At 66.3% G+C, this 15,184-nt stretch carries 12 protein-coding genes; 2 read left to right on the top strand and 10 right to left on the bottom strand.

Annotated elements, in window-relative coordinates; all coding sequences use genetic code 11:
- Positions 1-59: 59 nt before the first annotated feature.
- The 8 genes from ACRQ5Q_RS00325 to ubiE all read right to left on the bottom strand — a co-directional run bounded on the left by ACRQ5Q_RS00325 (position 60) and on the right by ubiE (position 9,952).
- Positions 60-782 carry a nucleotidyltransferase family protein gene (locus ACRQ5Q_RS00325; protein WP_439372175.1) on the bottom strand — a complete coding sequence of 241 codons (723 nt, stop codon included), beginning with the start codon at positions 780-782 and terminating at the stop codon, positions 60-62.
- A gap of 138 nt (positions 783-920) precedes the next feature.
- Complete coding sequence (locus ACRQ5Q_RS00320; RefSeq protein ID WP_439395495.1) at positions 921-1,241, bottom strand: PilZ domain-containing protein; 321 nt, start codon at positions 1,239-1,241, stop codon at positions 921-923.
- A gap of 104 nt (positions 1,242-1,345) precedes the next feature.
- Positions 1,346-2,872, bottom strand: a complete 1,527-nt coding sequence (gene tsaE, locus ACRQ5Q_RS00315) for a tRNA (adenosine(37)-N6)-threonylcarbamoyltransferase complex ATPase subunit type 1 TsaE (RefSeq protein ID WP_439395493.1) — start codon at positions 2,870-2,872, stop codon at positions 1,346-1,348.
- Complete coding sequence (locus tag ACRQ5Q_RS00310) at positions 2,869-5,373, bottom strand: ATP-binding protein (RefSeq protein WP_439372169.1); 2,505 nt, start codon at positions 5,371-5,373, stop codon at positions 2,869-2,871. The genes tsaE and ACRQ5Q_RS00310 overlap by 4 nt, the downstream gene beginning before the upstream one ends.
- Before the next feature lie 286 nt (positions 5,374-5,659).
- Positions 5,660-6,118: a dUTP diphosphatase gene (dut, locus tag ACRQ5Q_RS00305; RefSeq protein ID WP_439395491.1), complete on the bottom strand. Its 459-nt coding sequence runs from the start codon at positions 6,116-6,118 to the stop codon at positions 5,660-5,662.
- Positions 6,115-7,563 carry a bifunctional phosphopantothenoylcysteine decarboxylase/phosphopantothenate--cysteine ligase CoaBC gene (gene coaBC / locus ACRQ5Q_RS00300; RefSeq protein ID WP_439395489.1) on the bottom strand — a complete coding sequence of 483 codons (1,449 nt, stop codon included), beginning with the start codon at positions 7,561-7,563 and terminating at the stop codon, positions 6,115-6,117. The genes dut and coaBC overlap by 4 nt, the downstream gene beginning before the upstream one ends.
- A 56-nt stretch (positions 7,564-7,619) precedes the next feature.
- Positions 7,620-9,194, bottom strand: a complete 1,575-nt coding sequence (gene ubiB, locus ACRQ5Q_RS00295) for a 2-polyprenylphenol 6-hydroxylase (RefSeq protein WP_439395487.1) — start codon at positions 9,192-9,194, stop codon at positions 7,620-7,622.
- The gene (ubiE, locus tag ACRQ5Q_RS00290; protein ID WP_439372163.1) at positions 9,191-9,952 is read right to left on the bottom strand and encodes a bifunctional demethylmenaquinone methyltransferase/2-methoxy-6-polyprenyl-1,4-benzoquinol methylase UbiE; all 762 of its coding nucleotides are present in this window, start codon (positions 9,950-9,952) and stop codon (positions 9,191-9,193) included. The genes ubiB and ubiE overlap by 4 nt, the downstream gene beginning before the upstream one ends.
- Before the next feature lie 81 nt (positions 9,953-10,033).
- On the opposite strand from ubiE, the gene mutM reads away from it, so the two are divergent.
- Positions 10,034-10,915: a bifunctional DNA-formamidopyrimidine glycosylase/DNA-(apurinic or apyrimidinic site) lyase gene (gene mutM / locus ACRQ5Q_RS00285; protein ID WP_439372162.1), complete on the top strand. Its 882-nt coding sequence runs from the start codon at positions 10,034-10,036 to the stop codon at positions 10,913-10,915.
- 173 nt (positions 10,916-11,088) lie between these two features.
- Here the strand turns inward: mutM and ACRQ5Q_RS00280 are convergent, their stop codons facing one another.
- Positions 11,089-11,832, bottom strand: a complete 744-nt coding sequence (locus ACRQ5Q_RS00280; protein ID WP_439372161.1) for a nucleotide-binding protein — start codon at positions 11,830-11,832, stop codon at positions 11,089-11,091.
- Between the two features lie 241 nt (positions 11,833-12,073).
- Between ACRQ5Q_RS00280 and ggt the strand changes: the two genes are divergently transcribed.
- Positions 12,074-13,753: a gamma-glutamyltransferase gene (gene ggt / locus ACRQ5Q_RS00275; RefSeq protein WP_439399957.1), complete on the top strand. Its 1,680-nt coding sequence runs from the start codon at positions 12,074-12,076 to the stop codon at positions 13,751-13,753.
- A gap of 3 nt (positions 13,754-13,756) precedes the next feature.
- Here ggt and ACRQ5Q_RS00270 read toward each other — a convergent pair whose 3' ends face one another.
- Positions 13,757-15,118, bottom strand: coding sequence for a serine protease (locus ACRQ5Q_RS00270; protein WP_439395486.1), 1,362 nt, complete (start codon positions 15,116-15,118; stop codon positions 13,757-13,759).
- Positions 15,119-15,184 lie beyond the last annotated feature (66 nt).

Raw genomic sequence — 15,184 nt, 5'->3', positions numbered from 1 at the left:
CCCCGCTGTTCGCTGCGCCTGGGACAGGTCCCGTACGGCACCATCTTCGAGGCTGGTCACTAGGCCACGCTCTCCAGAAACGCCTCTTCCGCGGCGTGCACGGCATCGGGCGTGCCGACATGCATCCAGACGCCGTCGAGGCGCAGGCCGAACAGCCGCTCCTGCTCGTTGGCGCGGTCGAACATCTTTGTCAGCGAGAATTCGCCCTTGGGCGCATCGGCAAAGATCGACGGCGACAGGATCGCCGCGCCGGCATAGACGAACGGAACGACCTCTTTCTCCTTGCGCTTGCGCAACGCGCCGTCGGGCAGCATGCCGTAATCGCCGCGGCCGCTATAGCCGATGCTGGTCGCGGTCGGTGCCATCAGCAGCAGGATGTCCATGTGCTCGGGGTCGAAGTTTTCGGCAAGGCGCGTCAGATTGGAGCGCACGCCGTCGATCCACAGCGTGTCGGAGTTGACGTGGAAGAACGGGGCGTCGCCGAGCAGTGGCAGTGCCTTGACCACGCCGCCGCCGGTGCCGAGCACCTGGTCGCGCTCGTCCGAGATGGTCACGCGCGGGATCTGACGCGATGCGACGTGATCGATGATCTGGTCCGGGAGGTAGTGCACATTGACCACCGCCTCGGTGACGCCGGCATGGCCGAGCTTGTCGAGAACGTGGTCGAGCAGCGGCTGGCCCGCCACCGGCACCATCGGCTTCGGCATCTTGTCCGTCAACGGACGCATGCGCAGGCCGAACCCTGCGGCGAGCACCATGGCTTTGGTCGGCTTGACGGACATCCTTTGCCTTCTCGAAACTCTTCTTCGACCTGTCTGGTTTCGCGTTTGCAGCAAATCCTAGCACGGGACGGCATCGATCGTACCGCGTCTCAACCGCCTTAACCACCCGCCGTGACGGTTGTGCGACGGGTGTTGCCGTTACGCCCCAAGGGATGCGGAACGGGCCTTTTTCTTCCTGTCGCCGGCCTCGAGGAAATTGACGCCGATCTGGTCGCCATTGACCCAGGCCAGTTCGCAGCGCCGGTACGCAAGTCCCGTGGAAGACAGCAGCAGAAAGAATTCCTTCAGATGCAGGCCTTCGACCGAACCGTCGTCGATGGTGAGCTTGGCGCCGCTGTCGGAGACATCCTCCATGGTGCAGTCGCGCCGCCAGGTGCCGTCGATTCCCATCATTTGGGCCGGTATCCCGCGCTCGAAAACAACCCGGCTGTTGCCGCGCTGATCCGTCTTTACCGCCATCTGCCCTGCTCCAGCCCCGTCTTTATCCGGCTGCTTCGCCGCCAGAATAGCGAGGTCTTGGCTAACAGCCGGTAAATCGGGCCCGATTCGGGCATTGGCCGCTGTTAGGACGATCCTCGAGGCGGTGGCACGTTGGCGAGATACCAGTCGCGCAGGACGCTGAGGGCGGGATGCGCCAGCGAGCGTTGGAGATAGGTCCAGATCCGCGGCTGGTGACGCAGATAATGTGGCTTGCCGTCGCGGCGGTTGAGACGCGCGAAGGTGCCGAGCAGACGCGTGTTCCGCTGCGCCGACATGATCGCGTAGAGCTCGGCGAAGCCGGCCGCATCGAAGCTCGCATCGGCCGCGCGCCGCGCCTTGATGTAGCGCGACAGCAGCATCAGCTCGATGTTTTCAGGCACGTCGATGCGCGCGTCCTGGAGCAGTGACACCACGTCGTAGGAGTGCGGCCCGAGCACGGTGTCCTGGAAGTCGATCACGCCGACCCGCCCGATTCCGTTGCGCTCCCCCAGCCAGATCAGATTGGGCGAGTGATAGTCGCGGATGATCCAGGTCCTCGGCGTGGCCAGCGGCTTCTTCAGCAGCTCGCGCCACATCGCGAAAAATTCCGCGCGCTTCTCTTCGCTCAGCGGCGCGTTGCGATCAGGCAGATACCATTCCGGCATCAATCCGATCTCGATCAGAAGCGCCTCGACGTCGAAGACGGGGATGTCGTAGGTCTGCCCGTCGAGCGGCAGGCTCTCCGGCAGCGCCTTGCCGTGCAGCATCGCCAGCAGGTCGGTCGCGGCCTCGTAGCGCTCGGCGATCGGGCGCGGCGGATCGCCCTCGATCACGCCCTCGCTGCCGAAATCCTCGCTGATCAGGAAGCCGTGGTCGAGATCGAAATGATGGATCGCGGGCGCGGAGATTCCTTGGGCGCGCAGGCCCTCGTCGAGCGCGACGAACGGCCTCACGTTCTCGGCGAGATGCACCGCGGCGCTGTAGGACTTTCCGTTGTAGAGGGCCGCGCCGTCGGGGCGCTGCGGGAAGTTCATGAGGATGACGATCTCGCCGTCACGCAGCAGTCGCGCGTAGGAGCGGGTCGAGGCGTCGCCGTTCATGCGCCGTCGCGTCGCGTCGATATAGCCGGACGCGTCGAGGAATTCACGCAGCGCCTGCAGCCGCGCGACCTGCGCAGCGCCCTTGCCGTAACCGGTGATGTCGGCGGCGCGCGCAGTCGAGCCCAGTGCCGGACGGTGTGTGAGCGCGATGTCGATGCGATCCGTGGGCATCGCCGACGGCGCGCGCTCGGGCCATTCGATGAGCACGAGCGTCGCCTCGGGAAGCGGCGACAGCCCGATCTCCTCGAGCTCGCTCTCGTCCTCGACGCGGTAGAGATCGGCATGCATCACCGGCAAGGGTGGCAGCTCGTAGCCCTGCACCAGCGTGAAGGTCGGGCTCGGCACTTCCAGCTCCTCGTCGTCGGCGAGATAGCGGATCAGTGCGCGGGCGGCGGCGGTCTTGCCGGCGCCGAGATCGCCAGCGAGGGTGATGACGTCGCCGGGTCCGATCAGCAGTGCGAGATCGGCCATCAGTTGCGCGGTGGCCGTCTCGTCGTGAAGCGCGACGGAGAATGTGGTGGGCGCGGTCATTCGGCGGCGTCGCGATGCGCCGCCTGGTCGGTCGGGAAGTCGCAGATCACGACCGTGCCGCGGCCTACGATCGAATCCACCCGCACCTTGCCGCCATGCAGCTCGACGAAGGAGCGCACCAGCGACAGGCCGAGCCCGGCGCCGCGGTGACGCGACCCCTGCGAGCGGCTTTCGAACCAGTTGAACACCTTGTCCTTCATGTCGGCAGGTATTCCAGGCCCGGAATCTGTCACAGTGAAGACCACGCTGCGTTCGGTGCGGCGCGCGCTGATTCCGACGGTGGAATCCTGTGGAGAAAACCCGACGGCGTTGGCGAGGAGGTTATAGAGCACCTGCACCACGCGCTTCTCGTCGCCGATGAAGCTGCCGATATCGGGCGCGATCTCGACCTTGAGGCGGATGCGGTCTGTGGCGAGGCGGTCCTGGATGCCCTCGGCGGCCAGCTCGATGGTCTTGCTGACGTCGACGGGCCCGAGTTCCAGCTTCATCGCGCCCGCGTCGATGGTGGCGAGATCGAGGATGTTGTTGGTGAGCGCCAAGAGCGCGTTGGTCGACTTGGTGACGTAGTCGAGATATTCGGCCTGCTTCGGCGTCAGCGGCCCGGTCGAGGGGTCGCTGAGGAAATGCGCGAAGCCGATGATGGTGGTGAGCGGCGAGCGCAGCTCGTATGAGACGTGGTGGACGAAATCCACCTTCATCTGGTCGGCGGCTTCCAGCGCCTCGTTGCGCTCGCGCAGCGCGCGCTCGACATTCTCGGTGTCGGTGATGTCCTGGAACGTCAGCATGGTGGCGCCGTCATGCAGCGGGCGGATCATGCCGTCGAGCACGCTGCCGTCCTTGCGCTCCAGCTTGAGCGGCACGTCGGCGCGGTTCTCGATCGAGGTGATGGCCTCGCGGATCTGCCGCCAGACGCGCGGATCGTCGAACAGCTGATGGCACCAGCCTTCGACGGTCTGGATATGCGGCTCCTCGCGCATGGCGTCGCTCGACAGCTTCCACATCCGCACGAAGGCCGGGTTGAACAGCTGCGCCTTGCCGTTGCTGCCGAACACGGCAACGCCCTCGGCGAGACTGTCCAGCGTCTCGCGCTGGACCCGGATCATGCCGTCGAAGCGGCGGGCCAGCTCGAGGCTCTCGGTGACGTCGTCGAACAGGTAGGTGACGCCGCCTTCCGGGTTCGGCGTGGTGACGACGGAGAGCGCGCGGCCGTCGGGCAGATACCAGGTGTCCTTGGCGGTCTCGACCGCGCGATAGGCCTCGTGCAGCTTGGCTTTCCAGGCGCGGAAGTCCGGCTGCTCCGGCAGCTTGCGCGCAGCGCGAAGCTGGTCGAGCACGCTGGAATCATCGGGGTTGGCGTCGAGGAAGTTGCGGTCGAGGTCCCACAGCCGGCGGTAGGAATCGTTGTAGAAAGCAAGGCGCCGATGGCCGTCGAATACGGCAACGCCGGAGGAGAGCTGGTCGAGTGTGCGGCGATGCGCCTCCGCCATCCGCACCAGGGCCGAGCTCAGCGCATCCGCTTCGCTGGCGTCGATGGCGACGCCGACGCTGCCACTGCCGACATTGACGGCGCGAACGTCGTACATGCGCCGCTCGCCGCTGACGACGATCGGCAGCCGCGAGCTGAAGCTGGCGGCATCCTTCAGTCCGCGCTCCATCGCGGTGCGGTCGGCGCTGTCGAGCAGCTCGAGCTTGCGCTCATGGGCGTCGGCGATGCTGCTCGCCTCGGTGGCGCGAACATAGGCCGGATTGGCGTAGGTGAGGGCGCCGTTCTCGCCCTTGGCCCAGATCGGCCACGGCGCGGCGGCGGCGAAGCCGCGCAGCATCTCGGTCTCGTCCGAGAGCGCCTTGTAGCGCAGATGGGTCTCGGCCAGATCGCGCCGCAGTCCGGAGAGCTCGCGAATCCGGACGATGGCCTGGCCGCCGATGGCCCGGCCGATGGCTTCCAGCGTGTGGCCATGCGCGGTGGTCAGCGTCAGCTGGAACCCGTCGCCACGCTCGCGCAGCGCGTCGACGGCGTGGTCCATCTGCAGCGCGGGTTCCGGCGGCAGCCATGTTCCGAACGCCAGCACGCGCTGCGGCGAGGAATCGCGCGGCAGCACCATCGCAATGTCGCCGGAGATCTGCGCGCGATTGTCGCCGGCCGGCCAGGAGATCAGGATCTGCGGCTCGGCGAACAGCAGCGCGCCGAAGCGGTCGGCCTGCAGCTGCAGCTCCCCGATCCGCGCCCGCAGCCGCGCCTCGTTCTCCGCCGTGCGCACGCGCGTGCGCATCAGCAGGATCGCGGCCATGACCGAGAAGCCGAGCAAGGCGAGCGCTGTGGCGAGCACCGCGAGTTCCTGCCGGTTGAAGTCCAGCAATATGGAGAGCGTGTCGACGAGGTCGGCGGCCTCGGCCGGCGCAGCCGGCAGCAGCGCTGCGAAAGCGCCTCCCAACAAGCTGTTGCGCGCCAACGATGTGCACGACAGCAGCGTCCGACGCATCGACACGATCACGCCTGACATAGTTGCCCCAAGACCGCACGGATTTACGCGCGGCGACCCCCGCCGCACGCGAATCAAAGGACAATACCCCCAGCGTGACTCTACCGGTAAGAGTCCAGATCGTGAACGCCAACGCGGCTCCCAAAAAATGCCGGCCGCAGGGTTCCAGGCGCACGTAGTTCTGCGGGTGACTTCCCGCCTGCGGGGGAGGGTTGGGGAGAAGGTATTCTACCGCATCGGGACCTCACCCGGCACTGCGTGCCGACCTCTCCCGCAAGCGGGAGAGGTGTACCCACTCGCACCTCGGTTAGCGGCCCGTCGAACCAAAGCCGCCGGCGCCGCGATCGGTTGCCGACAAGCTCGCCACGGGAACCAGCGCGGCCTGCACCACGGGCGCGAGCACCATCTGCGCGATGCGCTCGCCGCGCTTGATCACGAACGGCGCGGTGCCGTGGTTGATCAGGATCACCTTGATCTCGCCGCGGTAGTCGGCGTCGATGGTTCCCGGCGAGTTCAGCACGGTGACGCCGTGCTTGGCGGCAAGCCCCGAGCGCGGCCGCACCTGCGCCTCGTGCGCAGGCGGCAATGCGATCGCAAGGCCGGTCGGCACCAGCGCATATTGGCCCGGTGCGAGCGTCATCGGCTCGGCATCCGGCACCGCGGCCATCAGGTCTAGGCCGGCGGCTTCCGCGGTCTGATAGGCCGGCAGCGGCAGGCCGTCGGCATGGGCGAGGCGCTGCAATTCGACGGTGACCTTCGTGCTCAAGATGCCGGCTCCATGGATTTGTCGGTCACGCTTCTGGCGATGTGCGCGACCAGTTCGATGGCGACCTGTTCCTTGGTCATCACGGGCCAGGAATCAACCGTGATCTCGCCGTTCTTCGCAGCATTCTTGCTGATGAGGTGGACAGTGTTGCGGTCGCCGCCCATCACGCCGGTCGCAGGCGAGACGTCGTTCGCGACGATCCAGTCGCAGCCCTTGCGCGCGAGTTTCGATTTGGCGTTGTCGATGAGGTGCTCGGTCTCGGCGGCGAAGCCGATCACCAGCGGTGGGCGCTTGTCCGCGAGCTTCGAGATCGTGGCAAGGATGTCGGGATTTTCGACCAGCTGAAGCGGCGGCATGCTGCCTGCGGTCTTCTTCAGCTTCTGCTCGCCCGCGTTGGCGACGCGCCAGTCGGCGACGGCGGCGGCGAAGATCGCGATGTCGGCGGGCAGCGCCGCTTGGACCTGCTCCAGCATCTGCCGTGCCGATTCGACGTGCCTGACGGTGACGCCGGCGGGATCATCGAGGTCGACCGGGCCGCTCACCAGGATCACTTCGGCGCCGGCGGCCTGCGCCGCGGCGGCAATGGCAAAGCCCTGCTTGCCGGAGGATCGATTGGCGATGTAGCGCACCGGGTCGATCGGCTCGTGCGTCGGACCGGCGGTGATCAGCACGCGCTTGCCGGCGAGCGGCTTCGGCACCGGCGGTCGCAGCAGGCGCTCGGCGGCATTGGCGATCTCGATCGCTTCCGACATGCGGCCGACACCCGCTTCGCCCGCCTCGGCCATCTCGCCGGAATTCGGTCCGACCAGCACCACGCCGTCGCGCTGGAGCTGGGCGAGGTTGCGCCGCGTCGCCGCGTTGTTCCACATCAGCGGATTCATCGCCGGCGCGAGCAGGATCTTTCGGTTGGTCGCGAGCAGGATGGCACTGGCGAGATCGTCGGCATGGCCGTTCGCCATCTTCGCCATCAGGTCGGCGGTCGCCGGCGCCACCACGATCAGGTCGCAGTCGCGCGCGAGGCGGATGTGACCTGCGTCGAACTCGCTCTGGGGGTCGAACAGGTCGGTGTAGACGCGCTCATGCGAGAGCGCGCTGACCGCCAGCGGGGTCACGAATTGCTGGGCCGCCTTGGTCAGCACGCAGCGGACCTCGATGCGGCGTTCCTTGAGCCGGCGGATCAGGTCCAGCGATTTATAGGCCGCGATCCCGCCGCCTATGATCAGGGTGACGCTGGCCTCGGGGAGGGCGCCGGTGCGCTGGGGTGTCGGGGCCATGGATTGGGCCGGCGGCGCTGAAAACGGCGTCACCGACTCCTCGCGGCCCTCGATCAGCTCCCGCAGGATGACCCGGACCTCTTCCTCGACCGACCTGTGGTTCTTGGCCGAGCGCAGCCGTAAATAGGTTTTGACGGCATCGTCGAGCTTGCGGATGGTCAGGCTTGCCATGACGCCCTCCAGCACGGACTGATGGCGATGCTATCACTCGTTTGATTGCAGTGCAATCAAAGATTCCGGACGGCGATCAGGATCCCGATGAATGTCGCGGCGATGATCCAGAGCGCCACGGTGCGCCAGCGGTTCTTGCGGCCCTCGCTGCGGCCCATCGCCGCGATGCTCTCCGGCGACAGCTTGATACCCTCCCGCGTCATGGTCTCGAGCTGCTCGATGACCTTCACCGATCGCTCCGCGATCTCCGGCAGGCGCATCAGCACGCGCGCAATGTCCCCGGTCCCGGCAATCGCGCCCTGCACCCGGCCGATCGGTCCGAGATTGCGCTCGATCCATTCGCGCACCACGGGGTCGGCGACTTTCCAGATATCGAGCCTGGGATCGAAGCCGCGCGCCACGCCCTCGACCACCACCATGGTCTTCTGCAGCAGGATCAGCTCCGGCCGCGTCGTCATGTCGAACAGGCCGGTGACCTCGAGCAGCAGCGTCAACAGCCGCGCCATCGAGATTTCCTCGGCGGTGCGGTTGTGGATCGGCTCGCCGATGGCGCGGATGGCTTGCGCGAAATTCTCGACCGAATGGTGCGCGGGCACATAGCCCGCCTCGAAATGCACTTCCGCCACGCGGCGATAGTCGCGAGTGATGAAGCCGAGCAGGATCTCGGCGAGGAAGCGCCGCTCCTTCATGCCGAGCCGGCCCATGATGCCGAAATCGACCGCGACGAGGCGGCCGGCGTCATCGAGGAACAGGTTGCCGGGATGCATGTCGGCGTGGAAGAAGCCGTCGCGCAAGGCGTGTCGCAGGAAGCTCTGGATCACCTTGCGGCCAAGATCGGGGAGGTCGACCTGCGCCTCTGCAAGGCGCTTGTGATCGTTCAGCGCGATGCCGTCGATCCACTCCATCGTCAGCACGTTGTGCGTGGTGCGGTCCCAGTCGACGGTCGGCACGCGGAAATCGGGATCGTCGCCCGTGTTCTCCGCCATCTCGGACAGCGCGGCTGCTTCCAGCCGCAGGTCCATCTCCATCGCGACCGAGCGCGACATGGTGTTGATGACCTCGATCAGGCGCAGGCGCCGGGCCTCGGCCGAATAAGCCTCCGCCTTCTCCGCGACGAAGAAGAAATCCGAGAGATCGCGGCGGAAACGCGAGGCCACATTGGGCCTCAGCACCTTGACCGCAACGGGCTTGCGGATGCCGTCGCGCATCACCTCGCCACGATGCACCTGCGCGATCGAGGCTGCCGCGACCGGCGGGCCGAAGCTCACGAAGATGTCCTTGAGCGGCCGCTCCAGCGAGGTCGCGATGGCAGCTTCCGCGTCCGCCTGCGGGAACGGGGGCAGCCGGTCCTGGAGGCTTTCGAGGTCGCGCGCCATATTGAAGCCGACCACGTCCGGACGCGTCGCCAGGAATTGCCCAAGCTTGAGATAGGCCGGGCCCATGCGCGTCAACGCGCGCGAGATCCGTGGTCCCTGCTTGACGCCGCGGCGCTCGACGAGGCGCGCGAGCTTCAGCGCAAGCTGCCCGGGCGGTGGCACCAGGCTTGGATCGACCGAGCCGAACACGCCTTCGCGCGCAAACACGAACGCGGCGCGGATGAGGCGCGTAATGTGGGTGAAAGCAGAGATCACAAACGCCAGCCCGAATGCAGTGCGACGATGCCGCCGGAAAGTGTCTGCCAGCTCACGCGGGAAAAGCCGGCCTCGCGGATCATGTCGGCGAAGGCGGCAGGCTTCGGAAACCTGCGGATCGATTCGACCAGATATTGGTAGGATTCGGCGTCGCCCGTGACCATGCGGCCGAGCGGCGGGATCACCTTGAACGAGAACAGATCATAGAGCTTGTCGAGGCCAGGCATCTCGACGGTGGAGAATTCCAGGCACAGGAAGCGGCTGCCGGGCCTCAGCACGCGATAGGCCTCGCGCAGCGCAAGGTCGATCCGCGGCACGTTGCGAATGCCGAAAGCGATCGTATATGCGTCGAAGCTGCGGTCGGCGAAGCCGAGCGCTTCGGCATTGCCTTCGACGAAATCGACCTGGGTACCGAGATGGCGCTTGGCGGCGCGCTCGCGCCCCACCGCGAGCATGTCTGAATTGATGTCGCAAACCGTGGCATGAAAGCCGGGGCCGGCCGCCTTGGCGGCGCGGAACGAGATGTCGCCGGTGCCGCCGGCGACGTCGAGCAGGGCGAACGGCCGGTCGCTCCTCGGCGGGTCCAGCGCGTTGATCATGATGTCCTTCCAGACCCGGTGCAGACCACCGGACATCAAATCGTTCATCAGGTCATAGCGCGACGCCACGCTGTGAAACACGTCGTTCACCAGCGTCTGCTTGTCCCCCAGGGGGACGTCTTTGAAGCCAAAATGCGTGGTTTCGCCCGGCCGATCCATTACTCTGCTCCACGAGGCGGACCATAGCCTGCCCGCTGCAATGGCGCTATCACACCGCCCTGATAAGGTGAATGCCTGACCATGCCTGAATTGCCCGAAGTCGAGACCGTCCGCCGCGGCCTTCAGCCCGTCATGGAGGGTGCGAAAATCCTGGTCGCGGAGGCCCGCCGGCCGGACCTGCGCTTCCCCTTCCAGCCGGATTTCGTGGCCCGGCTCAAGGGGCAGGTCGTCACAGGGCTTGGCCGCCGTGCAAAATATCTCATGGCCGATCTCGCCTCCGGTGACGTGCTGCTGATGCATCTGGGCATGTCGGGCTCGTTCCGCGTCATCAAGCCGGACAACGAGGTTCAGCCTGGCGAGTTTCACTATCCGAAATCCAAGGATTCCGCGCACGACCACGTGCTGTTTCGGATGTCCTCCGGCGCCGACATCGTGTTCAACGACCCGCGCCGCTTCGGTTACATGAAAGTGATCGCGCGCAACGCGCTCGAAGAAGAGCCGCTGCTCCGCGGGCTCGGTCCCGAGCCGCTCGGCAACGAGTTCGACGCCGCGATGCTGGCGCGCTCGTGCGAAGGCAAGACCACCAGCCTGAAGGCGGCGCTGCTCGACCAGCGCGTCGTGGCCGGCCTCGGCAACATCTATGTTTGCGAGGCGCTGCACCGCTCGCATCTGTCGCCGCGGCGCATTGCCGCGACGCTGTCGACCAGGAAGGGCGAGCCGACCGATCATGCAAAGCGTCTGGTCGGCGCGATCCACACCGTGCTGAACGATGCGATCAAGGCCGGCGGCTCCAGCTTGCGCGACCACCGCCAGACCACTGGCGAGCTCGGCTATTTCCAGCACTCGTTCAAAGTCTATGACCGCGAAGGCGAGACATGTACGACGCCGCGCTGCGGCGGCACGGTCAAGCGCTTCACCCAGAACGGCCGTTCGACCTTCTGGTGCCCGAAATGTCAGAGGTGACCATCAGGCTTGCCGCCGACAGGCCGTGAGTCCCGGCGAAGGCGACGATCCCACCACGCGCGTCATTGCGAGCGCAGCGAAGCAATCCAGAATCCCTCCGTGGCGGAAGTGCTTGGTCGCTAGGGCCCTTCCGGATGGAGAAGGGCCGGCTGGCGTCGGAGCGATCGCCCCGCTCAGGACGCCAGCGTCGTGGTTTCGTCTACGCCCAGCTCACTGGCGATGTGCAGCATGCCGTCCGCAGCCGCGATGACCTGGTCGATCAGGAAATTGGTCGTGGCTTCGAGCTCGAGCCGGGTCTCGATCCAGCGCCAGAGGCCGCGGATCTCGACGGCCGACTTGCCGTTCGGCGCGAACTCGCTGACGGCGAGGCCGCTGGCGAGCGAGTCCTGGTGGTCGTTTCGCATCACGATCGGCGGACGCGCGAGCACATCAGCGAGATCGAGCGCCGCTTCTTCGGCGAGCGCGCCCGCCGCGTTGTCGTTGCGCTGGCCGCGGATCGGCGTCTGGTTCAGCACGAAGCTGTAGGGACGCTTCCAGGCGCGCGCGACGCTCAGCGTCGACGCGGTCGCCTCGATGTCGGCGACGCTCGGGCGGGCCGGAATCAGGCAGAGATCGGAATGGCGGATCGCGGCGGTGGTGGCGGCGGAAAGGCCGGCCGCGGTGTCTATGATCGCAAGCTGGAGGCCGCTGTCGGCCAGCATCTTCAGGCGCGGCGCGATATCGGCGGCCTGATAGATCGGCTCGACGACGAGATCGTCGGTGGTGCGGCGGCGCTGCCAATTGGAGAGGGTACCCTGCGGATCGGTCTCGATCAGGCGGACGGTAAAGCCGGCCTGCTTGGCTGCCAGCGCGAGCCCGATGGCAAGCGTGCTCTTTCCACTGCCGCCCTTTTGGGTGGCCAGTACGATCGTATGCATTGAAGTTCAATCCCTTGGCGCTTGGGTCTTAGGGGAAACGCCACTTGAACGTGCATCGCTTCTTGATGCTGAGCTCTTCTTGCTCAGGACGTGCCCTGCCCGATCCAAAGGGGACCGCGGATGTCCGAATCAACGGTAACGATGATGGCAGAATCGGGAATGCCAGCTAATCCGTACCAATACTGGACCCGTGGTTGCGCCTATGGTGTGCTCGACGCCTTGAATGGAAAGAGCAGGCGAGATGAGCGGCAACTGGCGTGACCGGACGGCGACGACGTTTGACTGCCAGAAGATGCCGGCGGTCTCGAGCCGCGGCATGGTGGTCAGCAATCATCCGCTTGCCTCCAGCGCCGGCGCCGAGATGCTGGCCGCCGGCGGCAACGCCATCGATGCCGCGATTGCAACCCTGTTCACTCTCACCGTGGTCGAGCCGATGATGGTCGGCATCATCGGCGGCGGCATGGCGCACATACGTCTGGCTGACGGCAGCCACCGCTTCATCGACGGCCAGAGCACGGTCCCATCGGCAGTGCGCGACACAACTTATACCCCCAAGCCGGGCTCCGCGCATGACGTGTTCGATACCGCCGGCAACGAGAACCTCAACGGCCCGAAGGCCGTCGCGGTGCCGGGCTCGCTGAAGGCCTGGTGCGAGACGCTGCAGAGATTCGGCACCATGAGCCTCGCCGACGTCATGCAGCCTGCCATCAAGCATGCGGCGCGCGGCTATGCGGCGACGCCCTATTTGCACGAATGCATCGGCGAGTGTGCCGCCGAGATGCGCAAGGACAAGCCGATCGCGGCGGTCTTTCTGCCTGATGGTGAGCCGTTGAAGGTCGGCGAGCGCGTGGTGCAGGCCGAATATGCCGAGACGCTGCGCTACATCGCCGATCACGGCGAGACCGCGCTCCACGACGGGCCGCTCGGCGACATCCTCGCGGACTACATGGAGAAGACCGGCGGCTTCATCCGCCGCAACGATCTCACCGGTTACAAGACCGTCGAGCGCCAGCCGATCCGCGCCGACTATCGCGGCTGGACCATTTTGGGGCCGCCGCCGCCGGCGGCGTCCGGCGTGCATATCGCGCAGATGCTGAACATCCTGGAAGGCTACGACATCGAAACCCTCGGCTTCGGCACACCAGAGACGATCCACTATCTCGCCGAGGTCCTGAAGATCGCCTTTGCCGATCGCGCCGCGGCCAGCGGCGATCCTGACTATGTCGGCGTGCCCGTGGAGAAGCTGACGTCGAAGGCGTATGCCGAGGAACGCCGCCGTGCGATCGATCCCGCGCGGGCGCAGGCCTGGAGCGCCGGCGTCTCGCAGCTCGAAGGCGCGCACACCACGCATATGACGGCGGCAGACAGCTTCGGCAACGTGGTCGCGACCACGCAGACCATCAACAATCTGTTCGGCGCCAAGATCATGATCCCGGGTCTCGGCGCCATCGCCAACAATTACATGAACCTGTTCGATCCGCGTCCCGGACACGCGCTGTCGCTGGCGCCGGGCAAGCGGGTCACCACCTCGATGTCGCCGATGATGGCACTGCGCGATGGCAAGCTGCGCTATGCGCTGGGACTGCCCGGCGGCAAGCGCATCTTCCCGAGCGCGATGCAGGCGCTGGTCAATCTGATCGACCACGGCATGAGCCTGCAGGAGGCGGTCGAGGCGCCCAGGGTCTGGACGGAAGGCAACGCGCTCGAGGTCGAGCAGAAGGTGCCGGAGAGCGTACGGGTGAAGCTGAAGGGCATGGGCCACAAGGTGCAGCCCGTCGCGACCGTCGCCGGCGGCATGAATGCCGTCGCGTTCGACGACGACGGCACCATGACCGGCGCCGCCTGCTGGCGCGCCGATGGCACGCCGGTCGGGATTTCGGGTGGCTTGGCGAAGGCCGGGGTCAGGTTCAGGCTGAGCTGATCGCTACTTCCGCACGCAGATCACGCGCACGACGGCGGCTTTCGCGTCCGTCGAACTGCCATTGGCGGTGATGCCATTTGCTTTCAGGAAATCGCGCACCGTTTCCGCCGAGACCATCATCGCCTGTGACGCCGGCACCGCTATCCCGGGGCCCGCGACCATCGCCGGCTTCAGCAGCGCGACCCCGGCGAACTTGCCGTCGCCATCGAGGGCAGGACCACCGGAGAATCCGACCGCCGGTGGCGGCGACAACCCGGAATCGCTTGAGGTGACCGGCGCCAGCGCGCCCTTGACGCTCGAGACGCCGGCCGCGCCGCCCTGGCTTTGTGGATCGGCGATGCCGATGACATCGACACTCGTCTTCGCTGCGCCACTGGCGAGACTGAGCGGCTTCAGGCCGCGCGCGCCGTAGATGTGCAGCAGCGCCAGATCGTGCTCCTTGTCCTCGGCGAGACGATCGGCGCTGCCCAAGCCTGCGATGGTGATCGCAAGGCAGCTGTCGGTGACGAGGCGGTCGGCCAGAATCGCGCCGTCATCGCTGACCACGATGCCGGTGCCGTATTCGACGTTCTTGCGCGGCGGCGGCCCGGCCATCGGGGTGGACGGAAATGCATTGAACGCGCTCGACATCGCGATCACGACCGGCTCGACCGTATTCTCCAGGGCCTGGTCGTAGAGGATCGTCATGATGCGGATCTCGTCGCCCCTGAAGGTGCCGCGCACGTAAAACTTCTTCAGGCCCTGCAAGCCCGACAGCACGAAAAAGTCGGGCTTCACCACGGTGTAGTCGACCTTGCGCCCCGCAGGCTCTTTCTTCTCCGCGTCCGCGAGCTTTGCGGTGGTCGGGTTTGCCTCCTTGCGACGGCTGAGCACCACCTGGACGGTTCCGGTCGGCGACGTCCATTTCGAGCCGTTGGCATCGCTCGCCTGCTGCGGCACCAGTTTCGAGGGGATGCCGAGCCGCGCGCCGCTGGTCGGCTCCACCACGATCTTCCAGCCGACACTGTCCTGCTTCCGCCGCGCGGTCTCGGCGAGCGCCGAACGCTCCTGCGGATTGAGCACGCCGGTCGGCTTGCCGCCCGTGGCCTTCTGGTATTCCTTGATCGCGTTGACCATGCGCTCGCTGACGTCGCCGGTGATGGCGCCGTTATATTGGCCGACCCAGGCGAGGTCGGACTGCAACGACAGGCGCTCGGCTTGCGCCATGGCATCGGCGGTCTCCGGCGCCGTTTGCAGTGCGGGCGGGCGGACCGGAACGGTCTGGACCGGTTTGGGCTTGGTGCCGGGGATCTGCGGCGCCGTCATCTGGGCGTGCGCGCCCGTGGCGGCCGCCAACATCAGTGTTGCCGCAAGCATCGATCTCATGACAAATCCAGCCAGCCCATTGAATGCAATGCCATTCAAGCACATCTCGTTGGTCGCGAACAATGT

It is taken from the genome of Bradyrhizobium sp. PMVTL-01, assembly GCF_051861855.1.
In the GTDB taxonomy this organism is placed as follows: domain Bacteria; phylum Pseudomonadota; class Alphaproteobacteria; order Rhizobiales; family Xanthobacteraceae; genus Bradyrhizobium.
Note: the sequence above shows the minus strand (reverse complement) of the source record. Positions and strands in the feature narration are given on the sequence as shown.

Coding starts and splice junctions, on each gene's coding strand:
- tsaE (WP_439395493.1), bottom strand. CDS start 2,872: ATGACCGCGCCCACCACATTCTCCGTCGCGCTTCACGACGAGACGGCC.
- ubiE (WP_439372163.1), bottom strand. CDS start 9,952: ATGGATCGGCCGGGCGAAACCACGCATTTTGGCTTCAAAGACGTCCCC.
- ggt (WP_439399957.1), top strand. CDS start 12,074: ATGAGCGGCAACTGGCGTGACCGGACGGCGACGACGTTTGACTGCCAG.
- ACRQ5Q_RS00325 (WP_439372175.1), bottom strand. CDS start 782: ATGTCCGTCAAGCCGACCAAAGCCATGGTGCTCGCCGCAGGGTTCGGC.
- mutM (WP_439372162.1), top strand. CDS start 10,034: ATGCCTGAATTGCCCGAAGTCGAGACCGTCCGCCGCGGCCTTCAGCCC.
- ACRQ5Q_RS00280 (WP_439372161.1), bottom strand. CDS start 11,832: ATGCATACGATCGTACTGGCCACCCAAAAGGGCGGCAGTGGAAAGAGC.
- coaBC (WP_439395489.1), bottom strand. CDS start 7,563: ATGGCAAGCCTGACCATCCGCAAGCTCGACGATGCCGTCAAAACCTAT.
- ACRQ5Q_RS00310 (WP_439372169.1), bottom strand. CDS start 5,373: ATGTCAGGCGTGATCGTGTCGATGCGTCGGACGCTGCTGTCGTGCACA.
- ACRQ5Q_RS00270 (WP_439395486.1), bottom strand. CDS start 15,118: ATGAGATCGATGCTTGCGGCAACACTGATGTTGGCGGCCGCCACGGGC.
- ACRQ5Q_RS00320 (WP_439395495.1), bottom strand. CDS start 1,241: ATGGCGGTAAAGACGGATCAGCGCGGCAACAGCCGGGTTGTTTTCGAG.